Raw genomic sequence first — 23,901 nt, forward strand, 5'->3', positions numbered from 1 at the left:
ATATTATTTAAATATGTTAATAGAGCAGAATACATTTTTTAATCTTATGCACTATGAATATGGAGAAGCTTTCTTTGGAAGTTATAAGGGAATGCGTTACAGGCTTGCGAGGGAACCTCTTGAAAACGTCAAGTTCATTCCTGTTGATAAAAGAGGACCTGCAACACTTATGGCTACTGTATGGCCTGAACCTTATTCCTATGGGATGACTGACAAGAAGCTGATGACTTCAGAGAATTTCGAGGTATCTCAGGAAGGCTTTGAAGCCGCTGTCAAATGGATAAATGATCAGTATGAAAACGGCAACTGGCAGTAAATAGGCAATTGCAACAACTTTTCTAAAAATTTTTAACAATTAAAAAGGATTTTGAAACCTCACGTCGAATATTATTTGATGTGGGGTTTTGTTTTGGTGTTTTTTTATACTTTAGAAGAGGCGACTTAATGAAAATACGAGAACAACTGGAAGAAAGAGAAGCTCAGATCCTTAGTAAGTATGCAACACTTAGTTCTGAATCGAAAGGGAGAGAAATAGACGAGAAACCCTGTGATATCAGGCCTTGTTTTCAGAGAGACAGAGACAGAATACTATATTCCAAGTCCTTTAGAAGACTCAAGGATAAGACGCAGGTTTTTTTATCTCCTGAGGGTGATCATTACAGAACACGTATGACGCATACTCTTGAGGTATCGCAGAATGCCAGGACAATTGCCAAGGCTCTCAGACTTAACGAAGACCTTGCCGAGGCGATAGCACTGGGGCATGATCTGGGGCATACGCCCTTTGGACATGCAGGGGAGAGGGCTCTTAATGAAGTCTGTCCCTTTGGCTTTAAGCATAATGAACAGAGCCTTAGGATCGTGGAGAAGCTTGAGAACTATGGCCAGGGGCTTAACCTTACATGGGAAGTGAGGGATGGAATCCTCAACCATGAGATGGATCTCAGGCCAGCCACTTTGGAAGGAAGAGTTGTAAGATTATCTGACAAGATCGCTTATATGCATCACGACATGGACGATGCCATAAGAGGCGGGATCCTTGTGGAGAGTGATATTCCACGTGACCTTGCCAAGGTTATCGGCAATTCCAACAGAGAGTGGATTGATACCTTTATCCACGATATTATTTCAGTCAGCATGGATACTGACGATATCAGAATGTCTGATGAAGTCTATGATGCATTTCACAGGCTTCGTAAGTTCATGTTTGAGAGAGTTTATACCAACCCTGTTGCCAAGGGACAGGAGGGTAAGGTAGAAGATATGATCAAGATTCTGTATCACTACTATATTGATCATATAGACAAGATTCCGGAATACCTTAAGAGGATGATGGAGGAAGGCGTTCCCAAAGAGCGCCTGGTATGCGATTATGTTAGCTCTATGACTGACAGATACGCAGTAGCAGTATTTGAAGAGGTATATATACCTCGATCCTGGGGAGTATTATAACAATGCGATATTCGGACGAAATCATCGAAGAAGTCCGCAGTAGAAATGACATTGTTGACGTGGTTGGACAATATGTTCACCTTCAGAAAAAGGGAGCAAATTACTTTGGCCTATGCCCCTTCCACAACGAGAAATCCGGCTCTTTTTCAGTATCCGGTCACAAGCAGATGTATTACTGCTTTGGATGCGGAGCAGGAGGCAATGTCATTACTTTTTTGATGAAATATGACAACTTAACATTTACAGAAGCAGTCAAGCAACTGGCAGACAGGGCAGGAATAAAGCTTCCCGATGAGGATGATTCACCTGCAGCCAAGGCTATGAGAGATAAGCGCCAGATTTTGCTTGATATCAACAAGGAAGCTGCCAAGTATTATTACTATCAGCTTCGAGGCAGAAATGGCCAGAAGGGCATGGAGTATTTCAGAGGGAGGAAACTTACCGATGAGACCATGCAGCACTTTGGACTTGGATATTCCAATATTACAAGTGATGATCTGGTCAAACATTTAAAGAGTCTAGGATATGAGGACAGTCAGATCATTGACGCAGGCCTTGCTTCCTACGACGAGAAATACGGAACACATGATAAATTCTGGAACAGAGTGATGTTTCCTATACAGGATGCATCCCAGAAAGTAATTGGTTTTGGAGGAAGAGTTCTGGGAGATGGCAAACCCAAATACCTGAACTCTCCGGAAACACTTATCTTTGATAAGAGCCGCAACCTTTTTGGACTTAATTACGCCAAGAATTCCAGAGCAGGCTATATGATAATCTGCGAAGGATATATGGATGTTATAGCTATGCATCAGGCAGGCTTTACCATGGCTGTTGCTTCACTGGGAACAGCTTTTACTACAGGACAGGCCATGATCCTCAAGAGATACACCGACGAAGTCATTTTATCTTATGACAGTGACGAGGCAGGAACCAAGGCGGCGCTTAGAGGAATCGGTATTCTCAAAGAGGCAGGTCTCAAGGGTAAGGTCCTTGATCTTCGCCCTCACAAGGATCCTGACGAGTTCATCAAGAATGAGGGTAAAGAGGCTTTTGAAGAGCGGATCAGAAATGCAGAGAGCACTTTCTTTTTTGAAGTCAGGGTTATGGAATCTCATCGTAATCTGGCAGATCCCGAGGACAAGACAGAGTTTTACAGAGACATAGCAAGAAAACTCTGCGAGTTTGAGGAACCTCTTGAAAGAGAGAACTACACAGAGGCTGTGGCTGCCAGATATAACATAGCCATAGCGGATTTAAAGGGACTTGTAGCATCTTATGCAGGCAGAGCCGGAATGGTTACCCCGGCAAGAAGACCTGAATCAGGAATACAAAGTAAAAAGAAGCCGGAGGATGGAGCGAGGAAGAACCAGAGACTCCTTCTTACTTGGCTGACAGATGAGCCTGATATTTATCCCAAGGTCGCAGCATGGGTAACACCGGATGACTTTTCGGACGATCTCTACAGGAAGGTCGCAACTGAAGTTTTCACCGGAATGGCTAATGGCAATTTTTCACCGGCGGCTATACTGGACCACTTCACAGAAGAGGAACAGTATGGGCAGGTTGCAGAGATGTTCAACACAAATCTGGTGGACATAGAGACCAAGGATCAGAGGCGCAAGGCTTTCAGGGATATAATCCTGGGAGTTAAGCAGGCTGGATACGACAGGCAAAAGAAAGAGCTTAAACCGGACGATCCTGATTATCTCAATAAGACAATTCAAGGCAAAAAAGCCCTGGAAAAACTGGCACATGCAAACATTTCACCGGATGATTAAGAATAATAAGAAAAGGAAAATATAAAAATGGCAAAGAAAGAAACTACACCAAAGGAAACAGAAGCTAAGAAGACTGTAAAGGCTGCCGCTAAGAAAGAGACAGCCAAGAAGGAAACAGCTAAGACAGAAAAGAAGACAACTAAGAAGGCAGCAGCTGCTACAGAAGAAGCTGCAGTAGAAACCAAGGCCAAGAAGTCCAAAAAGGCAGCAGAAGCAGAAGTTGCAGAGGCAGAAATTGCAGAGAAGAAGCCTGCTAAGAGAAGCAAAAAGAATATTGTAGTTGTTACTGCTGATTCTGCAGAGGAAGCTCCTAAGACAAAGGGAAGAAAGAGCAAGGCTGACAAGGAAGCTCCTTCACAGAACTCTGAGGATGGCGAGATCGATGAGGCTACAAGAGAGCTCTTTTCCCAGAAGGTCAAGGAAATCCTTGCACTTGCCAAGAAAAAGAAAAATGTACTTGAGTACGCTGAAATCAGTGATTTCTTTGCTGAACTCAATCTTAATGAAGAGCAGTTTGACAATGTACTGGAAGTTCTTGAGAATTCCGGAATTGATGTCCTGAGAGTATCTGAGGATGACGTAGATGATATCCCGGATGACGATGACATGCTCCTTGTAGATGATGACGAAGAAGTTGATATGGAGAATATCGACCTTTCAGTTCCTGACGGAATCAGCATCGAGGATCCTGTCAGAATGTACCTCAAGGAAATCGGTAAGGTTCCACTTCTTACAGCTGATCAGGAAATTGATCTTGCTCAGGCCATGGAAGCCGGAGCAGATGCAGAAAAAGAGCTTGCTGATGACAAGGATGTAAACAAGCTTTCAGATGCCAGAAAGAAAGAATTAAATGCAATTATTTACGAGGGCGAAGAGGCTAAAAAGCGTCTTGCTGAAGCAAACCTTCGACTTGTTGTAAGTATTGCCAAGAGATATGTTGGTAGAGGAATGCTCTTCCTTGATCTTATTCAGGAAGGTAACCTTGGACTTATCAAGGCAGTAGAGAAGTTCGATTTCCGTAAGGGATTCAAGTTCTCTACATATGCTACATGGTGGATCAGACAGGCTATTACAAGAGCTATTGCCGATCAGGCAAGAACAATCCGTATCCCTGTTCACATGGTTGAGACTATCAACAAGCTCATCCGTGTCAGCCGTCAGCTTCTCCAGGAGCTTGGCCGTGAGCCACTTCCTGAAGAGGTAGCAAAAGAGATGAATATGCCTGTAGAGCGTGTTCGCGAAATCCTCAAGATTTCTCAGGAGCCTGTATCACTTGAGACTCCTATCGGTGAAGAGGAAGATTCACATCTTGGTGATTTCATTCAGGATGACAATGTTCCTGTACCTGCTGACGCAGCAGCATTCACACTTCTCAAGGAGCAGCTTGTAGAGGTTCTTGGAACTCTTACAGAGCGTGAGCAGAAGGTTCTTCGTCTCCGTTTTGGTCTTGATGACGGAAGAGCAAGAACTCTTGAAGAAGTTGGTAAGGAATTTAACGTAACCCGTGAGCGTATCAGACAGATCGAAGCCAAGGCTCTTAGAAAGCTTCGTCATCCTAGCCGCAGCCGTAAGCTCAAGGATTATTTGGATTAAGATATGGCAGCTGATAAAAAAATAAGCGTCGCATCGAGAATGTCACATAGACTGTTGGCGCTTGCAGAAATGCTGAGACAGACAGATGCTGATGCTATAGAAGAAGGCAGTAATGATCTAAATGATATAGACAAAAAACCTGTGGTCGCAGATATAGGCTGTGACCACGGATATGTGTCTATCTATCTTGTAGAGAGCGGTATTGCCAGTAGGGCAATTGCCATGGATGTAAGGAAGGGCCCTCTGTCAGGAGCGTTGAACAACATTCATGACTTTGGGTTTTCGGATCATATTAAGACCAGATTGTCAGATGGACTTAAGGCTTTAGAACCCGGAGAAGCAGATGCAATTATCATAGCAGGAATGGGCGGCAAACTCATGATGCGTATTCTTGAAGAAGGAGACCCTGTAGCTCTTGGAGTTCGCTTTGGAGTTTTGCAGCCGCAGTCAGATCTTGATGAGTTTCGCAAATATCTAAGAGATAAGGGATATGTGATTCTCGATGAGAAGATCGTTTTTGATGATGGCAAATATTATTTTCCGATGAAGGTTTCTTTTGTGGGAGAAAGAGCCGCCGGACGACTTGGCAGAAAAAGAGATCATTATGCGGATGCTATAGCTCTTTTGACCGAGAAATGCGGATGTGACGTAGAGAGAGCAGAACATATCTGCGATAGATTTGGCGAATGCAATATTCTGCATGGGGATCCCTTATTACAGGAATACTGCAGACATGGAGCAGAAGTTACAGCCGCGATATTAGAAGAACTTAAAGGCAAGGGACAGACCAGGAGATATGAAGAGCTCCGGACGGATCTTGCTGAGACTACAGCTGTTCTTCAGTTATTTGAATGATTATTTAAGAGCAGCAATTGGGGTAACTTGTTTTTGCTGCAACATATGAGGGAAAAGGAGAATTCCGTATGTCTATAATAACAATTAATGGAATTCAAAAAGAATATAATAAAGGCGTTACCTACGAAGAAATTGCCAAGGAGTATCAGAACCAGTATAACAGCAGGATTGCTGCTGTTATGTTTAACGGTAAGATAAGAGAGCTCATGAAGACAGTTAAAAAGGACGGAGAGCTTTCTTTTATCACTTTTAGCGATACTATCGGTTATAAGACCATGCGCAGAACCGCGATCATGCTTCTTATCAAGGCTGTTCGCGATGTCGGCGGCGACAAGCAGCTCAAAACCAGAGTTGAATTTACTATAGGTAATGGCTATTACTGCACGATCAAGGGCGATATCAAGGTTGACGATGAATTTGCAGCCAAGGTATCTGACAGGATTAAATTCCTGATTTCAGAGAAAATGCCTATAACCAAGAGAGTTTATCCTCTTGATGATGCTATAGAAATCTTCAAGAAGCAGGGCATGGATGATAAGGTAGCCCTTCTTAAATACAGGAGAAGCTCCGAGATCAATATTTATAAGCTGGGAGATCTGTACGATTATTTTTATGGATATATGCTTCCTAATACTTCCTATATCGAGAACTTCCAGGTTGAGTGTTATCACGGAGGATTATTATTCACCCTGCCTACCAAGCAGGAACCTGAAAAAGTAGTTGTTTCCGAGCCAAGAGAGAAGCTCTTTAATACAATGATGCTCTCAAGTGACTGGGGCGCTATGCAGGGAATCGCCAATGTTGGTGATCTTAACAATATGATCTGCGAAGGCAGGATCAATGAGATGATCCTTGTTCAGGAAGCTCTTCAGGAGAGCCGTATCGCGGATATTGCAAGGAAGATTTTTAAGAGGATCGATGTTAAGTTTGTCATGATAGCCGGCCCAAGTTCTTCAGGTAAGACAAGCTTTGCAAACAGGCTTTCCATTCAGCTTCGTACCTATGGACTTACCCCGCATCCTATAAGTCTTGATAACTATTTCGTTGACAGAGAAAAGACTCCTCTTAATGAGGATGGAAGCTATAACTTTGAATGCCTTGAGGCGCTTGATGTAGAGAGATTTAATCAGGATATGACAAGGCTTTTAAAGGGCGAGAGAGTTGAGATGCCGGAGTTTAATTTTGTAACAGGCAAAAGAGAAATGAACGGTGATTTCCTCCAGCTTGGTAAGAATGACGTTCTTGTTATTGAGGGAATTCATGGACTTAATGAGAAAATGAGCTATGCTCTTCCAAGTGAGTCCAAGTTTAAGATTTATATAAGCGCCCTGACTACGCTTAGTATTGATAATCACAACAGAATTCCTACAACTGACGGAAGACTTCTTAGAAGAATTGTCAGAGATGCCCGTACAAGAGGCGCTTCTGCCAAGAAGACTATCAGCATGTGGGGATCTGTAAGAGCCGGTGAAGAAGAGAACATTTTCCCATTCCAGGAGGAAGCGGATGAAATGTTTAATTCAGCTCAGATCTACGAGCTTGCAGTAATCAAGCAATATGCCGAGCCGCTTTTGTTCAATATAGGAAAAGATGAACCTGAGTATTACGAAGCTAAGAGGCTTCTTAAATTCCTTGATTACTTTGTAAGTGTGGACAGTTCTTTCCTTCCACGTAACTCTATATGCCGTGAGTTTGTAGGCGGAAGCTGTTTCAAGGTATGAGAATATTTGCGGGATTTAAGCTGAAAGATTAAGCTATGATTTTGATATGACAGATGATAAAAGAGTGAATGACCATCTTATGATAGATAGTTATTCACTCTTTTTTAACTTCTTTTTGTTTGCGTACATCTGCTCATCAGCACGTTTGAATATAGTAGCTACAGCTTTGTCGTTGTCGTATTTGGACATTCCTGCAGCAACTACAACTTCGCCCTTGGCTTTGTTCTCCAGGTTGTGCTTGTAGAAATTATCCATTAATCTGACAACATTGTTGTAATCATAGCCCTTTAATATAGCTACAAACTCATCACCGCCCACACGAAATACAGGGCTGTGCTTGAAGTGCTGACAGATCATTGCGCATCCGTTCTGAATCAGAGTATCACCAGCCTGGTGCCCAAGTGTATCATTTACCTGCTTTAAGTCATTTATATCAAATACAGCAATGGCAAATGGTGACATTTCCTTATTGGCAATCTGCTCATTTATCTTTCGTTCTGCTTCTGAGTATGCTGTCTTGTTTTTAATTCCTGTAAGATCATCGATAACCGCCTTGTTTTCAGCAGCATCAAGACTTTTGGCATATTCAAGCTCTTTTTTGACCCTCTCGTCCACATTTATGATACCAATGATAAGAAGATCACTGTCATCTTCATGAACAATGGTTGCTTTCATTACAACATAGACTGGTTTGCCATTAAAATTAAGTCTGTGGTGATGCTCGAAGATTCCTGTATTTTTAATCTGCCTGAAAACATTTTCTTTCGTAAAAGCAGCTTGATATGCGGCTACGTCTTCATGATAGATACCAACAGGTATTCTCTTGTAAACGGTATTAAAGAAATCATCTCCTTCGGCCGGTAAATTCATATCTGAATTATTATCGGAAGGATTGTACTTGATAAAGTGCATGGTTTTTGGATCAATAGTGTAAATATAGACAAAGTCACCGTTTAAAGCTCCGATTCTGGAATAAATAAGCCTTTCTTCCCTGGCCTTTTCCAAGGCTTCCCTGTCTTTTATCTGGGCATCAGCGTCAGAGATTCCTACAATGATGTTATTTCCGTTTCCGTGAACCTTAACAGCTTTAATAGAGACGAATATTGGCTTTTCGTCAAAGATGACTCTGGTAACTACTGAGAATATTTCGTTATTTTTGATCCCATGCGCTACATTTTCTTTGGTAAAAGATTTTATGAGCTGCTCCTTGTCTTCAGGGAGCATATTCAGATCAAAATCATCATTTGTAAAGTTAAAAAAGTTAGAACCACGTCTGTCAATTTTGATATCGCGATTTGGGCCGTCTGAAAAATATGCTGTATAATTCTCTGTGTCCATATCGACAAAGTACAGCCTGATATAGTCCTGGGAAAGAATTCGCGCCACATAGTTGTAGGTGAGATTTTCTTCTGAATTGTAGTTACTGACAGATAATATGCATATAGCTACAGCGGCAGAATGGGTCACCGGATTAACAGCAATCCTGCGGATCAGGAGCTGTATGCTGCGGCCGTCTTTTAACCTGTCATCTATGATCACTCTTTTTCCGTCAGCGGCACATTGTCTTACTGCATTAAAAGAGTAGTAACCAGACCCAGGCTTGAAGTTTTCAAACATAAATCTGTCAATTTCTAATAGATGCTTATAGTTATTTTCTATAAATTCTCTGAAGGTTTTGTTTCCGCGGATGAACTTAGCACATACATCATCGATAGAAAAGATGACCATAGGCATAGTGTCAAAATAGGTATCCTGGGAGTAATCGTCATTTGTAGAAATGGACAGATCATAAAGATTTACTTTGCCAAGCTGCTCAAAATAGTCAACTTCTGCAGGATTTTCAAATCCTATCTGTATGCCCTTTTCATTTCTTTCTATGATATCAGCGAGAGAAAGAGCAGGTGTATAAAAATAGCCCTGTAATTTGGTACAACCGATTTCTCTTAAGAATTCGCTCTGAGCCCTGGTTTCAACGCCTTCAGCAACTGTGTCCATTCCAAGAGAAAGAGCTGTTTTGACAAGCTCTGTCAGAATGATGCGGCCTTTCTCGCTATGTTCAATCTGATCAACAAAGGCTTTATCAACTTTGAGAAGGTCAAAGCGAATCTGCAACAGCAAAAGAAGAGATGAGTAACCGCTTCCGTAATCATCCATCCACACTTTGATTCCTTCGTTATGAAAACGCTCAATCTGAGTTTTCATAAAATCAACGTCAGATGATATGGTCCTTTCGGATAACTCAACTGAGAGCTTGTCCCTGGATAAGCCTGAGGCATCTATTCTTTTAGCTATTTCAGTGACCATATCACAGCGGTCAAAATCGGTTTTGGCAATATTAATAGACTCAGGAACCATATAAAGGCCATGTTCTCCCTGGCTCTTTATTTTCTTGAGAATTCTTTCGGCCATGTACAGGTCGAGTTTATATGTGAGTTTTTTTCTCTCTAAAATGGGAACGAATTCAGATGCAGAGAAAGTGCCGTATTTAGGATCTTCCCATTTGGCAAAAGCTTCTTCATCGGAAACTTTTCCACTGGCAGCACGAATAAGAGGCTGATGATATGCCTTTATCCATTCTTCTTTTAGAGCAATATCAAGATTATCAATGATATATTGCTCAAATTCAGCTGTGGTTTTGCCGTTAATTCCCAATGGTTTGCTCCTGTGGGCAGCTAACTGTCCAATTGGATATAAACTAATTTACGTACTTATTTTATCATTTTAATCATTTATAAAAATATACGAAGTAAAGAAATAATTTTTTTTTAATAAAATTTATTTTTTATTTTGATGATTATGCAACATGGCTTACTTGGGATGTGTTTAATGGATAGAAGGTTAAAAACACAGAATGATTTCTGTGCATAAACTTGGAGGGAAAAATTATGAAAAAGAATGCAAAAGGTTTGTCACTGCTAATTGGCTCATCGCTCTTGATGACCACACTTGCCGGATGCGGAGGTACAAGTAATATGACTGATTCGACTGCATCCGAGGCAGAGTACTACCAAAATGACACTTATACTGAGGGCGCAGCACAGGCTCCGGTAAACAGCGATGCTAAATCCGCTGATGAAAGAGGTAAGTATTCTGCTGGAACCAATAATAATTACAAGTATTCTGACAATACTACTGATAATTATTATGGCGATAAAAAAGTAATTAATAATAATGAATCCTATACCAAGCCGGAAGAAAACGGTTTTAATCTTGTAATGAATCAGCCGCTTTCTACTTTTGCAGCTGACGTTGATACTGCATCATATTCAAATGTCCGCAGAATGATCGAGGATGGCTATGCAGTTGGAGAAATCGATCCTGAATCTGTAAGACCTGAGGAATTCATCAATTATTTTAATTATGATCTCTATGAACCTGAAAAAGGAGATCTGTTCGGTATAACCACAGAGGTTTCTGCATGCCCCTGGAATTCAGACAATCAGCTTATGTTTGTCGGGATGAAGACAGGAGAGATTGATATGGAAGAAGCTCCGGTCAGCAATCTGGTATTTCTGATAGATGTGTCCGGATCAATGAGTTCCAGAAATAAGCTTCCTCTTTTACAGAAGTCATTTGATGAGCTTGTAGATTCCCTTCCTGATGAAGGAACTATTTCAATTGTCACATATTCAGGTGAAGAGAAGGTGGTTCTTTCAGGTGAACCTATGAGTAACAAGAAAGGCATCAAAAAGGCTATAGATAAGCTCCATGCAAACGGATGTACAAACGGTCAGGCCGGTATGCAGAAGGCATATGAAATCGCGCAGAAGTACTTTATTGAAGGCGGCAATAACAGAGTTATCATGGCAACTGACGGTGATCTGAATGTTGGTATATCAGATTTGGATGACCTTGAGAAGTTTATTACAGACAAAAAAGATGAAGGCGTATTCCTCTCAATTCTTGGATTTGGCGAGGGTAACTATAAGGATGACAAGATGCAGACCCTTGCTGATTGTGGAAATGGTAACTATTCCTATATAGATTCTCTTGAAGAAGGCAAAAAAGTTTTAGTAGATGAGATGTCATCAACTCTTTACACAGTAGCAAAGGATGTTAAGCTCCAGGTTGAATTTAATCCTGCAAATGTAAATGCCTACAGACTTATTGGTTATGAGAACAGAATGATGGATGACCAGGATTTTAATGATGATACTAAAGACGGCGGAGAAATAGGCGCCGGCCACAGCGTAGTAGCTCTTTACGAGATAGTTCCTGCGCGCAGTCCTAAAGCAATTGATCTTAAGTATCAGGATGAGCAGAAGGCTGTTAGTGGAGAAAAGGTTAAGTATGCGCATGAGTTTGCAACAGTCAGTGTTCGCTATAAGGATCCTGATGATGATAAGTCTCAGCTCTTTAGCGTAGTTGTAGGCGATGATGTAGTAACTGAGAATCCAAGTGATGACTTTAAATTTGCTGGTAGTGTCGCAGAATTTGCTATGATCTTGGAGAACAGTGAGAATAAGGGCACATCCAGCTTTGAGGATATTATCAAGACATACAAGGAACTTGAAGAGACTGATGATTATCAGGATGAATTCTTTTATCTTGTAAAGACTCTCAGCAAAAGAAGCTGAGTATTATTATTTCTGTAAAGTGATATAAAAAATACAATTTCTCCGTAAAGCATGATATAATTACCTGTCGCATATTTGTGGATATTACTTGCAAATAAGCTGACATGGGGAAATATATAATAGGTTTTTTGCTTTACGGAGGAATAATGGGAGATTGTAATCAGGCTGTCACAGAAAGGGCGGCAGCATTAATGGACAAATATGGGAATATTATACTTAGGGTAGCGTATTCCTATTTACATAATATGGAGGATGCAGAGGATATTTTGCAGGATACACTAATTCAGTTTCTGAGGAATAACCCGACTTTTGCTAATGATTCACATGAGAAGGCGTGGCTGATTACTGTGGCGTCCAACCTCAGTAAGAACAAGATACTGTATCTTAAGAGAAGGCAGTCGGATGAGCTTTCTGAGGAATTGGTTGCAGATAAAGATAAAGAGGATCTTTCTTACGTATGGGAAGCTGTCAAGGCTCTTCCGGATAAATATAGAGAGGTGGTACATCTCTTTTATCAGGAAGGATATTCAACTAAGGAGATTGCGGAAATACTTAGCCGAAATGAGTCCACGGTTAGATCTGATCTTAAGCGTGGACGTGATAAACTTAAAAAGATTTTGAAGGAGGCGTACGACTTTGGGTAAATACAATGATGTCATGAATAAAATAGAAGTTACTGAAGAAATGCGCAGCAGGATCCTTCAGAATATTGCGGATGAATTCAAGGATGAGGAATTTAAGGATGAGGAATTCAAAGCTGAGAAATCCAAAGGCGAGGATGCTATAGTACGTGACTTGGAATCAGATAACGATAATACCATAGATTTTAAGTCAATTATAAGGTATGCAGGACTTGCTGCGGCGGCAGTTATATTGTTTGTTGGAGGCGCAGTTGTATTTGGCTCCAGAGGCAATGGCCTTATGAAAACGACTACTATGAGCGAGGTGGCTATGGAGGTTGCTCATGAAGCAGCAGCCGATCTTCACCATGAAACAGCGGATGATGTTAAGCAGGAAAATGAGCTTATCAAAGGGAGCTGGGTTAAATATGACTCTGTTCAGAAGCTATCTAAAGTTGCCGGTGCTGAGTTTTCAGAAATAGAGTACCTCAGCAGCATCTCATCAGAGACAGATTATTATCTTGATGGAGAAACAACTGCAACAATAGTCTATGATGTTACAGGCAATCAGATAACAGTCAGAGAAACCAAGCTTGCGGATGTTGCAAAGACCGGCGGAGCCTTTGCCGAGGATCAAACACCGCAGCAGATCACGATAGACGGTGTGGATGTAAGACTGTATGGAACCGAGGATGGCTTCGATACAGCAATCTGGGTCATAAATGAAATTGAGTACACACTAGAGAGTGTGGAGAAGATAAGCCTGGATGAAATGACAGAGCTTATGAATAATATATTCACCTTTGATTAATGAGGGTGTTGAGATTTAGTTATCAGCGATATTAATGAATAGCCAGAAATGCTTGTTTTCCGAGAACTGCACATTTCTGGCTATTTCATGTATTAAGGCTGATAAATTAAATGCTTGGGTGATTTAGGGATAGTTTGAAATGGTTGTTAAGGTTCACTCTGGCCTTCTTGATTTTCTCCGGATTCTTCCTGCTCGTTCGGGTTTTCTTCAGGCTGCTCCTGCTGTCCCTGATCATCTTGATTTTCTTCGGATTGCTCCTGCTGATTGCCTTCTTCTGACTGATTCTGGTTATCCTGACTTTGATCTCCCTGTTCCTGATCATCCTGCTGATCCTGGTTTTCCTGTGGCTGTTCAGCAGGTGTCTCCTCGGGCTTGGTGATCCATCTATAGAAGAAAGCGTGATTACCGATCATGTTGTATTCACTGATTCTGTAGTAATCTGCCCAGTATTTGGTCATGAAAAAGAGATAATCACCTACTCTGGCACCTCCAAGAACTTCTCGTGCTGCGTTTACGCAGGTGGAGTTTGGCCCGTTTGATATGATGAGTTCAACCTTTCCTGATCTGTAGGATGCGAACTGCAGGTTTTGTGTTATAACGCCCACTATAGTATTGGGAAAAGAAGAACTTTTTACCCTGTTCATTATAACTGAGCCAACAGCCAGTTTACCTGTGTAGGATTCTCCTCCGGCTTCTGCCTGAATTGTGGCGGCAAGCCAGATAAGTTCTTCATCACTTGCAGAGTAGGAACCGGATGTATCCTCTTTTGTAAGTGCCAGTCGTTCCGCAATCTGCTGAGCCAGTTTGGCCTGAGCAGCGGCTGTCTGTGATTCAAGACCCTTCATTTTTTTATCAAGCTCTTTTAACTGCTGATCGAAATTGGCAAGCTTGTTTTTTTCTGAATTCAGATTGGAATTTGTATTGCTAAGCTGTCCTTTTACAGTGTTGGTGAGTTCTGTGAGTTCGTCGTGCTTTTCATCGAGGCTGTCCTGATATTTATCAAGCTCAGCTTCTTTTTCTTCTACAACTTCCTTTTTGGCCTGTATCTGTTCCTGGAGAGACTGATATTCCCTGATCTTACGCTGATCATAAGACATTATTGCATTTAAGTATTCAAATTTGGTCAGAAACTCACTCATGGAGCCTGATTCCAGGAGAAGCCGCAGAAGACCGGAACTACCTCCGTTTTCATAGGTTGACTGAAGGCGTTTTTTGAGAAGCTCATATCTGTCTTTTTCCTGTTGCTGCGCTTTTGAGAGTTCATTTTCTAATTGGACTATTTGAGAAGAGACTTCGGCCATCTGACTCTCGGTCTCTGAGATTTCCTGATTAAGGGTTGTTAGTTTGCTGGAATATCCGTTGATAGTGCTCTGAAGGGCACTACTCTGATTCTGGAGATTGGAAACATTGGTCTGCGTCTGCTGTTGCTGACCCTGAAGAGCCTTGATAGCATCCTGAGTCTCTTTGGTCTGCTTCTCAAGGTTTGATATTGTCTGCTGAGTTTCAGCCTCCTGCTGTTGCATGACAGCAATGGTCTCATCCAATTCTTCGGCATGCACCTCTAAAGGCACCGCCGTGACCATCAGCGATAATGATGTGATTGTTGCAATTCCCCCGTAAAATAACCTCTTTTCATAAATTCCCCCTATAATTTACTATAACAAGTACACAATTTAATTACAACAAGCAATTTGACATAACTGGCCTACTGTGCTAGTATCTATAGGCTTTTACATCGATTGTAAATGTGTTAAAATTTAAAAGCTTGAGTAGGATAGATGATCGCTGCCATGCAGACGAAAGGGCATGGGAGAGGAAAGTCCGGGCTTCGCAGGGCAGGATGCCAGATAACGTCTGGTGGAGGTGACTCCCAGGATAGTGCAACAGAGATATACCGCGTTAGCAATGAGGCGGGCGACCGCGACAATGTGGGACATATTCATGCTTGCATGAAATATGGCACATATTGTTATGGGCATGCGGCGAATGCCGCGTAACGAGGAATGCTTGCATTCCGAGTGACCGCCTCACATATTGCCGGCGTAAGGGTGGAAAGGCAGTGTAAGAGACTACCGTGCTGGTGGTAACATCAGTAGCCATGTAAACCCCATCCGAAGCAAGACCGAATAGAAAGCTATGAACCGGCCCGGTTCGCTTTCAGGTGGGTCGCTTGAGGCTGTCGGCGACGGCAGTCCTAGATAGATGATCATCCACGACATAACCCGGCTTATAGTCCTACTCATTCATAAGTTTGAAATACCTCGTTGGCTGTATATTCAGAATAATGAGATGACTTGTTCATCGACTTACGAATATAAGCCTGCGAGGTTTTTATTTGCACTTTTTTACTCTATTAAAACAAGAGTTCTTCCTTGTATTCTGCGGCTATAAGCGTTAAAATGTAAAAAACGTGAAAGCACTTACATAATGTCAAGATTTGCAAGTTTTTATAACAAAAATGAACTGACAAAGAAAAAAATATACAGTATGATACAAGAGCATGAGTACTAAAATGCTATATGCAAGAGATGTTGCTTTGATATTGTGCAGTTTTTTATGCAGGATAACGAATTGATAAGAAACATTAATTATATAGAAAAAGGTTTGTAAAGGAGATGGAGTTATGGAACTTAGAACTGCATGTTCACCAAAAGATGAGAAGTACTATGATACCAAGAGACTAAGAGAGGAATTTCTCATCGATGATCTTTTCCAGCCTGATGATATCAAGCTTGTTTACAGCCATATTGACAGGATCATCACTGGATCAGCAGTACCTGTAGACAAAGAGCTTAAGCTTACAGCAGGAGATGAGCTGAGAGCTGAGTACTTCCTTCAGAGAAGAGAGATGGGCGTTATCAATATCGGCGGAGCCGGAGTGATCACTATCGATGGCAAGAAGTATACAGTAGAGTACAAGCAGGGCATGTACATTGGAATGGGTGCAAGAGATATCTCTTTTGCCAGTGTTGATTCAGCTAAGCCTGCCAAGTTCTATATCAACAGCGCACCTGCTCACAAGACATATCCTACAGTTCTTATTAAGAGAGAGGGAACACCTGAGGAAGGCGTTGTGATCATCAAGGATGAGAACAAGAAGGAACTTGGAAGCCTTGAGGGTGCCAATCATAGAGTTATCAACAAGTATATCCTTCCCGGACAGGTTGAGACTTGTCAGCTTGAAATGGGTATGACAGAGCTCAAGCCGGGCAGCGTATGGAATACAATGCCATGCCATACACATGACCGCAGAATGGAAGTATATCTTTACTTTGATATTCCTGAAGATGCTATGGTAATGCATTTCATGGGAGAACCTCAGGAGACAAGACATATCATCATGAGAAATGAGCAGGCTGTTATCAGCCCTAGCTGGTCAATTCATTCAGGATGCGGCACACAGGCTTATACATTCATCTGGGGAATGGTTGGAGAGAACCAGGATTTTGATGATATGGATGACTGCGCAATGCAGGATTTGATGTAAGCGATAAATAAAAACAATTTAGCATATAATAGGAGGGTATTTTCAATGCAGGATTTTTTAAAGAATTTTTCACTTGAAGGTAAGGTAGCATGGGTTACAGGTGCTTCTTACGGACTTGGACTTGCTTATGCAGTAGCATTTGCAGAGAGCGGAGCAAGAGTAGTATTCAACGATATCAATCAGGACCTTGTAGACAAGGGAATGGCTGAGTACAAGAAGCTCGGCATCGATGCATTCGGTGCAGTTTGCGACGTAACAAAAGAGGATCAGGTTCAGAAGTTTGTTGCTGACGTTGAGGCTAACGTTGGAACAATTGATATCCTTGTTAACAACGCAGGTATCATTAAGAGAATTCCTATGATCGATATGACTGTTGACCAGTGGCAGCAGGTTATTGATGTAGACCTTACAGGTCCATTCATCTGTTCTAAGGCTGTTCTTCCAGCAATGATCAAGAAGGGATCAGGTAAGATCATCAACGCATGTTCTATGATGTCAGAGTTCGGCCGTGAGACAGTATCTGCTTATGCAGCAGCTAAGGGCGGACTTAAGATGCTCACAAGAAATATCTGCTCTGAGTATGGTCAGTACAATATACAGTGTAACGCTATTGGACCTGGCTACATCGCTACACCACAGACAGCTCCTCTTCGTGAGAAAGGACCTAACGGTGAGATGCATCCATTCGACAGATTCATCCGTTCTAAGACACCGGCTCAGAGATGGGGCAAGACAGAGGACCTTATGGGACTTGCAGTATTCCTTGCTTCTCCTGCTTCTGACTTCATCAATGGACAGGTTGTTTACATCGATGGTGGTATTTCTGCTTACATCGGACAGGATCCTGGAAACCTTGATCCTAGCAAATTTGCAGATGTTGAAGAGTAACGCATTTTACGCTTGTAAATGTGCATATTATTCTCTGGTGCTTGAAAAACAGCACCGGAGGATTTTAAATGTATTTAGATTTTTTGTTTAACCAGAAAGGAAATCAATATGGATAAGATTTGTGAAGAACTTTATAAAATCGGTATTGTCCCAGTAATAGCTATTGACGATGCCAAGGACGCTGAGCCACTTGCAGAGGCACTTATTAAGGGCGGTCTTCCTGCTGCAGAGGTTACTTTCCGTACAGCAGCTGCCGAGGAAGCAATCAGAATCATTTCTCAGAAATTCCCTGAGATGATCGTAGGTGCAGGCACAGTTCTTAATGCTGAGCAGGCTGATCGTGCTAAGGCTGCAGGCGCTAAGTTTATCGTTAGCCCTGGATTCAACAGAGCAAATGTTGAGTACATTCAGTCAATCGGAGTACCTGTAGTACCTGGAACAGCAACACCTGGTGAGGTTGAGCAGGCTATTGAACTTGGACTTGATTGCGTTAAGTTCTTCCCAGCTGAGCAGAACGGTGGTATTGCCAAGATCAAGGCTATGGCAGCTCCTTATACTAAGATGCATTTCATGCCTACAGGCGGTATCAACAAGAACAACTTAAATGACTATCTTGGATTTAACAAGGTATTCTGCTGCGGCGGTAGCTGGATGGTTAAAAAAGACCTCATTTCTGCAGGCAAGTTCGATGAGATCGAAGCAATGACAAGAGATGCAGTTAATGCTATGCTTGGCTTCAAACTTAAGCACATCGGAATCAATCAGGATAGCGCAGATGCAGCTGAAGCTGTTGCTGATAAGTTTGATTCATTATTTGGATTTACCAAGAAGGTTGGCAATTCTTCAGTATTTGCCGGATCTTTCGTAGAAGTTATGAAGGCTAAGGGCCGTGGAACATGCGGACACATCGCTGTTGGCTGCAACAATATCGACAGAGCTGTATATCATCTGTCCAAGCAGGGCGTTAAGTTTGATGAGTCTTCATTCTCATATGATGCAGACAACCATCTTAAGGTTGCTTATCTTGCAGATGATTTTGGCGGATTTGCTGTTCATCTTTGCAAGAATGACTAATGTGATTTGATACATTATTCAGTTAATAACTACTTGAAGAGTTTTTATTAGTAATTTCAGTACAGATTGAAGTGCTGTTAATAATTTGTTGTTATAAATGAAAGGATATTTATTATGTCAAAGAAAGTCGTTACATTTGGTGAAATCATGCTTCGTCTTCAGCCAGACAATTATCTCAGATTTGTTCAGGTTGATCACCTTGAGGCTACATTTGGTGGTGGAGAGGCTAACGTTTCAGTTTCTCTTGCTAACTATGGTCTTGATTCTGTATATGTTACAAAGCTTCCTAAGCACGAGATTGGACAGGCTGCTGTTAACTCACTTAGAAAGTATGGCGTTGATACATCTAAGATTACCAGAGGCGGTGATCGTGTAGGTATCTACTACAATGAGAAGGGTGCTTCACAGAGAGGCTCTAAGTGTATCTATGATAGAGCTCATTCAGCTATCGCTGAGGCTGTTCCTGCAGACTTCAACTGGGATGAAATCTTCGAGGGCGCTGAGTGGTTCCACTTCACAGGTATTACTCCAGCTGTAAGTGATTCACTTGCTGAGATCACACTTGAAGCTTGTAAGAAGGCTAAGGAGCATGGTCTTACTGTTTCTTGCGACCTTAACTACAGAGGTAAGCTCTGGAGCAAGGAGAAGGCAGGCAAGGTAATGGCTGAGCTTTGCCAGTATGTTGATGTATGTATCGCTAATGAGGAGGATGCTAACGATGTATTCGGTATCGCAGCTTCTTCAACAGACGTTACAACAGGTAAGCTTAACAGAGAAGGCTACATCGAAGTTGCTCAGAAGCTTACAGAGAGATTTGGATTTAAGAAGGTTGCTATCACACTTCGTGAGTCTCTTTCAGCTAATGATAACAACTGGAGTGCTATGCTCTACACAGATGGACAGGCTTACTTCTCCAAGAAGTATGCACTTCACATCGTTGACCGTGTAGGTGGTGGTGATTCATTCGGCGGCGGTCTTATTTACAGCTGCGTAAATGGATTTGATCCTCAGGCTACAATTGAGTTTGCTGTAGCAGCATCTGCTCTTAAGCACTCAATCGAAGGCGACTTCAACCTTGTTACTGTTGATGAGGTTAACAAGCTTGCTGGTGGAGACGGTTCAGGACGTATCCAGAGATAATATTGACTTGTATAGAACTGTGGTGGAATTAGTTTATTCCATCACAGTTTTTTTATTTTTAATTAAAATATCATAGAATAATAACTGATATACCATAAATGGTTGTATATAATGTATTCGTAGAATTGTGTGTAAATGCGCTCCTATGGGTATGAATATATGAACGTAGAAAAATCACTAAATACACTAATGATGTTCATGGCAGTTCTCATGATGCTCCTTACCGGGTATCTGGTAAATAAGTATGCCCTGGATAATAATGTATCATCTGAATATAAGTCGGATCTGAATCTGAATGGTGCCAGATTGTCTGACAAAATCTATGCTTCTTACGAAAAAAAACGTGAACATAGGACTCCGTCAGGATACGATGCGGAGTTTGAATTTCTTATAACTAATATCGGAGACAACAGAATATCAAACTGGAAGGCAAATCTCATGGTCCCTGAAGGAACAGTGGTCAAGAATTCCTGGGATGCAGCCCTTAACCAGCATCTGGATAGAAATGAGCTTATCTTTGCGCCTGAGTATTACAATATAGACATTAATTCCTATGAGGCTACATCCTTTAGAGTGCTGCTAAATACTATTGAGCCATTTGAGCCGGATTCAATTAACTTTGTAGGTTATGAAATATTAAGCGGACAAAAAGACTTTATAGGACCGATTATAATGGTTGCGATAGGAATCTGGCTTGTTGCTTTTGTCGGCTACTGGGTTACAAGGGTTAATGTTAGAAACTATAAGGAAAGACAGCAAAATGATGTTAAGATCATTCTGCAGTCCATGAATACTTTCATAAGCTTTATTGATGCCAAGGATCCATATACACGTGGCCATTCCAAGAGAGTTGCCATGTATGCTGCTGAGATAGCTAAGAGAATGGGGCTTTCCGGTGATGAGGTTCAGAATATATATTATGCCGGATTATTACATGATGCAGGGAAAATAAGTATTCCTGATGCAGTTCTTAATAAACCGGGTAAACTAACAGATGAAGAGAGAAAACTTATTCAGAATCATACAATCGCCGGTGGCAAAATGCTCAAGCAGATGTCTTCTATCAGAGGAATAAGAGAGACAGCTCTTTATCATCATGAGAGGTATGATGGAACGGGCTATCCTGAAGGCCTTAGAGGTGAAGCAATTCCGCTTTATGCAAGAATTGTCGGAGTAGCCGATTCCTACGACGCAATGTCCAGCAACCGTGTTTACAGACGCCACCTTAATAAAGATGAAATAATAGAAGAGATCCAAAACGGTTCAGGAACACAGTTTGATCCGGACCTTGTCAAATACATGGTCGACATGATAAATGATGGCTACGTTAACGTCGTTAAGATGGAAACGGCCGACAATGATAACGGACCAAATAGTTTCCACATCACAGAAAGCGACATCCCCGGGGTCTATATGGGAATCTGACACACCCAAACCATCCCTCTTCATACCATAACATAGCTGTTAGCGAGTGAACAGTAACTGAGAGTTGTGGTGTGGGAAAGGGATGATTGAATATATCTATTGACAATATGTTTGTAATTTCGTAATATGAAATTGAAATCGGTTTCAGACAGTCCCCAAGACGGAGTTTTTTATGGAAAACGATAGACTGAATGCCGGTAAGTCGATTACAATCTATGATATTGCAGAGGAGGCTGGAGTTTCAGCTTCTACTGTTTCTCGTGTCCTAAACGGAAGTGCTTCCGTTCGCAAGGAAAAGAAGGACAGAATCCAGAGCATAATAGATAAATATAATTTTAAGCCTAATGCATTGGCCAAGGGTCTTTCTGATACTGCCACCAAGACTATTGGTATTATTGCGGCAGATGTCAGAAACCCATATTATTCAGCTCTTTTTGTAGCATGCGAGATTGCAGCTGAGAAAGCGGGATATAGTGTGGGTCTTGCCAATTCCCTTGGCGTAAAAGAAAGAGAGCAGTCGCAGCTTGATCTACTGCTGCAACAGAAGGTTGATGCGATAATTCAGATGGGCGGCCGCGTAGACGACCTTATAACAGACGATGCTTATGCTGAAAAAGTAAGGTCAGTCTGTGCAAGTACACCTGTTATAGTTACAGGTAAGCTTGATAAGGCCCCGGTTCACAGAGTTGTGATTGATGAAGCAGAAGGAATGAGTCTTGTTATGGAACATTTAATAGGACTGGGCCACAGTAAAATAGCTCTTGTTGGCGGAGAAATGCGCGTTGCTTCTACTTTTTATAAATATCAGAGATATCAGGAAAAGCTTAATGCACATGGGATAAAGGTTAATGGAGAGTATGTAGTTAATGGTTCTTACGATCCTGAATCGGGCTATGATGCGACCAATAAAATTCTGGCGCTTAAGGATAGGCCTACTGCGATAATAGCTATAAATGACTTTGCTGCAAGTGGTGCTCTCAGGAGCATAAGAGAGCATGGACTTAGAGTGCCTGAGGATATATCTGTAGTTAGTTTTGACAATACATATATTGCTGATCTGATGTCTCCAAAGCTTACCAGTATTGATTATAACTACGATAAGTATGGCCAGAAGCTGATAGATACAGCGGTTGCAGTATCTGCCGGAAAAGAAGTGGAAGATCTTCAGATGGTGGAACCGGTGCTGGTTATCAGAGATAGTACAGGGGCTTGTTATAACTGAAAAACGATAGATGGAAAAATATACGGAAAATTGTTTTTGAAACCGTGATAATGCAATATGGTATTTTTGTATACAATATATGGCAAAATGTACAAAAATAGGAGGAAGTAACTAGTAAAGCTTCCTCCTTTTTGTATTAATTCACTAAAACTGCAATCGGTTTCAAAATAATTATTGACTATTATATGGCATTAATGATTAAATAATAATATGAAATCGGTTGCAAGTTGTTAAAATGCACAATACGGGGACTGTGTTTAATGAAAAAGCAATCGCGAGTAATTGGGAGGTTTCCATGAGTAAGAATACTAATTCATCTTCTACGCAGGTAGTCAGGAAGCGCGGAGTGCTAGAGACTTTGTGGAGATACAGAGTTTTGGAGCTGATGTGTTTGCCTGCAGTAGTCTTTTTCTTCCTTTTCAGCTATATGCCGATGCCCGGTATTTGGGTGGCCTTTGTTAAATACAACTACAGAGATGGAATTTTTGGAAGTAAGTTTGTAGGACTTAAGAACTTCCAGTTCCTGGCAGAGTCAGGTAAGCTCTTTGATCTTACCAAGAATACAATTCTTTATAACATTGCTTTCATTTTACTTGGTAACTTCCTTGCTATTCTGGTAGCTATCCTTCTTAATGAAATGCAGAGCAAGATGTTCAAGAAGGTTTCACAGACAATGATGTTCCTTCCTTACTTTATTTCACAGGTTCTTGTAGGAATTCTTGTTTATAACCTTTTAAACTATGACTATGGTTTTGTTAATGAGATCCTTACAGCTTTGGGAAGAGAAAAGTGGGGACCATATTCAGACCCATCGGTTTGGCCGGTTATCCTGGTAATCGTTCATCTTTGGCAGCAGACAGGTTATAACTCAGTTGTTTACTTCGCTGCAATTTGCGGAATTGATGCTGAGATCATTGAGGCAGCCAAGGTTGATGGTGCAAATGCCTTCCAGAAGATCAGATATATCATTCTTCCTGGTCTTAAGCCAACAATCGTAATCCTTTTGTTGTTTGCTCTTGGCGGAATTGTAAAAGGTAACTTTGGTCTGTTCTACAATATTATCGGTACTAACTCACTTCTTTATCCTACAACGGATATTATTGAGACTTTCGTATACCGTGCTACTATTACAGACTTCAACTTCTCTACAGCATCTGCTGTTGGTTTGTACCAGTCAATCATCGGTTTTGCAATGGTTATGGCAGTCAACTTTATAGTTAAGAAGATTGACCCTGACTATTCACTATTCTGATTG

The 23,901-nt window shown here is 41.4% G+C and carries 18 protein-coding genes and 1 other RNA gene; 17 read left to right on the forward strand and 2 right to left on the reverse strand.

Features of this window, described 5'->3' with window-relative positions:
* Positions 1 to 13 precede the first annotated feature (13 nt).
* The 6 genes from BPR_RS04715 (at position 14) to BPR_RS04740 (ending at position 7,402) form a co-directional block, all read left to right on the forward strand.
* Positions 14 to 316: a hypothetical protein gene (locus BPR_RS04715; protein ID WP_013280316.1), complete on the forward strand. Its 303-nt coding sequence runs from the start codon at positions 14 to 16 to the stop codon at positions 314 to 316.
* A gap of 128 nt (positions 317 to 444) precedes the next feature.
* Entirely contained in the window at positions 445 to 1,452 is a 1,008-nt protein-coding gene (locus BPR_RS04720) for a deoxyguanosinetriphosphate triphosphohydrolase (RefSeq protein ID WP_042256560.1), read from the forward strand.
* A gap of 2 nt (positions 1,453 to 1,454) precedes the next feature.
* Entirely contained in the window at positions 1,455 to 3,233 is a 1,779-nt protein-coding gene (gene dnaG / locus BPR_RS04725) for a DNA primase (RefSeq protein WP_013280318.1), read from the forward strand.
* Between the two features lie 378 nt (positions 3,234 to 3,611).
* Positions 3,612 to 4,826 (forward strand): RNA polymerase sigma factor RpoD, encoded by a 1,215-nt coding sequence (rpoD, locus tag BPR_RS04730; protein ID WP_026663497.1) that lies wholly within the window; start codon positions 3,612 to 3,614, stop codon positions 4,824 to 4,826.
* Positions 4,827 to 4,865: 39 nt separating this feature from the next.
* Entirely contained in the window at positions 4,866 to 5,681 is an 816-nt protein-coding gene (locus BPR_RS04735) for a class I SAM-dependent methyltransferase (RefSeq protein ID WP_242662200.1), read from the forward strand.
* Positions 5,682 to 5,749: 68 nt separating this feature from the next.
* Positions 5,750 to 7,402 carry a nucleoside kinase gene (locus BPR_RS04740; protein ID WP_013280321.1) on the forward strand — a complete coding sequence of 551 codons (1,653 nt, stop codon included), beginning with the start codon at positions 5,750 to 5,752 and terminating at the stop codon, positions 7,400 to 7,402.
* Positions 7,403 to 7,492: 90 nt separating this feature from the next.
* Here the strand turns inward: BPR_RS04740 and BPR_RS19655 are convergent, their stop codons facing one another.
* Complete coding sequence (locus BPR_RS19655) at positions 7,493 to 10,054, reverse strand: bifunctional diguanylate cyclase/phosphodiesterase (protein ID WP_013280322.1); 2,562 nt, start codon at positions 10,052 to 10,054, stop codon at positions 7,493 to 7,495.
* Between the two features lie 233 nt (positions 10,055 to 10,287).
* On the opposite strand from BPR_RS19655, the gene BPR_RS04750 reads away from it, so the two are divergent.
* From BPR_RS04750 to BPR_RS04760, 3 genes are all read left to right on the forward strand, one after another.
* Positions 10,288 to 11,979: a vWA domain-containing protein gene (locus BPR_RS04750; protein ID WP_042256562.1), complete on the forward strand. Its 1,692-nt coding sequence runs from the start codon at positions 10,288 to 10,290 to the stop codon at positions 11,977 to 11,979.
* 146 nt (positions 11,980 to 12,125) lie between these two features.
* Complete coding sequence (locus BPR_RS04755) at positions 12,126 to 12,623, forward strand: RNA polymerase sigma factor (protein ID WP_042256564.1); 498 nt, start codon at positions 12,126 to 12,128, stop codon at positions 12,621 to 12,623.
* Positions 12,616 to 13,410 carry a DUF4367 domain-containing protein gene (locus BPR_RS04760; protein WP_042256566.1) on the forward strand — a complete coding sequence of 265 codons (795 nt, stop codon included), beginning with the start codon at positions 12,616 to 12,618 and terminating at the stop codon, positions 13,408 to 13,410. Before BPR_RS04755 ends, BPR_RS04760 begins: the two co-directional genes overlap by 8 nt.
* Before the next feature lie 146 nt (positions 13,411 to 13,556).
* Here the strand turns inward: BPR_RS04760 and BPR_RS04765 are convergent, their stop codons facing one another.
* Positions 13,557 to 14,993, reverse strand: a complete 1,437-nt coding sequence (locus BPR_RS04765; RefSeq protein ID WP_013280326.1) for a cell wall hydrolase — start codon at positions 14,991 to 14,993, stop codon at positions 13,557 to 13,559.
* A gap of 183 nt (positions 14,994 to 15,176) precedes the next feature.
* Between BPR_RS04765 and rnpB the strand changes: the two genes are divergently transcribed.
* From rnpB to BPR_RS04805, 8 genes are all read left to right on the forward strand, one after another.
* An RNA gene (gene rnpB, locus BPR_RS20070) (RNase P RNA component class A) lies at positions 15,177 to 15,656 on the forward strand.
* 377 nt (positions 15,657 to 16,033) lie between these two features.
* The gene (gene kduI, locus BPR_RS04775) at positions 16,034 to 16,897 is read left to right on the forward strand and encodes a 5-dehydro-4-deoxy-D-glucuronate isomerase (protein ID WP_013280327.1); all 864 of its coding nucleotides are present in this window, start codon (positions 16,034 to 16,036) and stop codon (positions 16,895 to 16,897) included.
* Between the two features lie 45 nt (positions 16,898 to 16,942).
* Positions 16,943 to 17,785 carry a gluconate 5-dehydrogenase gene (locus BPR_RS04780; RefSeq protein ID WP_013280328.1) on the forward strand — a complete coding sequence of 281 codons (843 nt, stop codon included), beginning with the start codon at positions 16,943 to 16,945 and terminating at the stop codon, positions 17,783 to 17,785.
* Positions 17,786 to 17,893: 108 nt separating this feature from the next.
* Positions 17,894 to 18,859 carry a bifunctional 4-hydroxy-2-oxoglutarate aldolase/2-dehydro-3-deoxy-phosphogluconate aldolase gene (locus BPR_RS04785; protein WP_013280329.1) on the forward strand — a complete coding sequence of 322 codons (966 nt, stop codon included), beginning with the start codon at positions 17,894 to 17,896 and terminating at the stop codon, positions 18,857 to 18,859.
* A 114-nt stretch (positions 18,860 to 18,973) separates the two neighbouring features.
* Positions 18,974 to 19,999 carry a sugar kinase gene (locus BPR_RS04790; RefSeq protein ID WP_013280330.1) on the forward strand — a complete coding sequence of 342 codons (1,026 nt, stop codon included), beginning with the start codon at positions 18,974 to 18,976 and terminating at the stop codon, positions 19,997 to 19,999.
* 159 nt (positions 20,000 to 20,158) lie between these two features.
* Entirely contained in the window at positions 20,159 to 21,424 is a 1,266-nt protein-coding gene (locus BPR_RS19660) for an HD domain-containing phosphohydrolase (protein WP_052301796.1), read from the forward strand.
* A gap of 172 nt (positions 21,425 to 21,596) precedes the next feature.
* Complete coding sequence (locus tag BPR_RS04800; RefSeq protein WP_013280332.1) at positions 21,597 to 22,646, forward strand: LacI family DNA-binding transcriptional regulator; 1,050 nt, start codon at positions 21,597 to 21,599, stop codon at positions 22,644 to 22,646.
* Positions 22,647 to 22,941: 295 nt separating this feature from the next.
* Positions 22,942 to 23,898 carry an ABC transporter permease gene (locus BPR_RS04805; protein WP_042256571.1) on the forward strand — a complete coding sequence of 319 codons (957 nt, stop codon included), beginning with the start codon at positions 22,942 to 22,944 and terminating at the stop codon, positions 23,896 to 23,898.
* Positions 23,899 to 23,901: the final 3 nt, after the last annotated feature.

Source organism: Butyrivibrio proteoclasticus B316 (genome assembly GCF_000145035.1).
GTDB lineage: Bacteria > Bacillota > Clostridia > Lachnospirales > Lachnospiraceae > Butyrivibrio > Butyrivibrio proteoclasticus.

Excerpts from the sequence above, each read along its gene's own strand:
- BPR_RS04720 (WP_042256560.1), top strand. The coding sequence starts at position 445 with ATGAAAATACGAGAACAACTGGAAGAAAGAGAAGCTCAGATCCTTAGT.
- BPR_RS04755 (WP_042256564.1), top strand. The coding sequence starts at position 12,126 with ATGGGAGATTGTAATCAGGCTGTCACAGAAAGGGCGGCAGCATTAATG.
- BPR_RS04740 (WP_013280321.1), top strand. The coding sequence starts at position 5,750 with ATGTCTATAATAACAATTAATGGAATTCAAAAAGAATATAATAAAGGC.
- BPR_RS04805 (WP_042256571.1), top strand. The coding sequence starts at position 22,942 with ATGAGTAAGAATACTAATTCATCTTCTACGCAGGTAGTCAGGAAGCGC.
- dnaG (WP_013280318.1), top strand. The coding sequence starts at position 1,455 with ATGCGATATTCGGACGAAATCATCGAAGAAGTCCGCAGTAGAAATGAC.
- BPR_RS04790 (WP_013280330.1), top strand. The coding sequence starts at position 18,974 with ATGTCAAAGAAAGTCGTTACATTTGGTGAAATCATGCTTCGTCTTCAG.
- BPR_RS04800 (WP_013280332.1), top strand. The coding sequence starts at position 21,597 with ATGGAAAACGATAGACTGAATGCCGGTAAGTCGATTACAATCTATGAT.
- BPR_RS19660 (WP_052301796.1), top strand. The coding sequence starts at position 20,159 with ATGAACGTAGAAAAATCACTAAATACACTAATGATGTTCATGGCAGTT.
- BPR_RS04750 (WP_042256562.1), top strand. The coding sequence starts at position 10,288 with ATGAAAAAGAATGCAAAAGGTTTGTCACTGCTAATTGGCTCATCGCTC.
- BPR_RS04765 (WP_013280326.1), bottom strand. The coding sequence starts at position 14,993 with ATGGTCACGGCGGTGCCTTTAGAGGTGCATGCCGAAGAATTGGATGAG.
- kduI (WP_013280327.1), top strand. The coding sequence starts at position 16,034 with ATGGAACTTAGAACTGCATGTTCACCAAAAGATGAGAAGTACTATGAT.
- BPR_RS04785 (WP_013280329.1), top strand. The coding sequence starts at position 17,894 with ATGGATAAGATTTGTGAAGAACTTTATAAAATCGGTATTGTCCCAGTA.
- BPR_RS04715 (WP_013280316.1), top strand. The coding sequence starts at position 14 with ATGTTAATAGAGCAGAATACATTTTTTAATCTTATGCACTATGAATAT.
- BPR_RS04735 (WP_242662200.1), top strand. The coding sequence starts at position 4,866 with ATGTCACATAGACTGTTGGCGCTTGCAGAAATGCTGAGACAGACAGAT.
- BPR_RS04780 (WP_013280328.1), top strand. The coding sequence starts at position 16,943 with ATGCAGGATTTTTTAAAGAATTTTTCACTTGAAGGTAAGGTAGCATGG.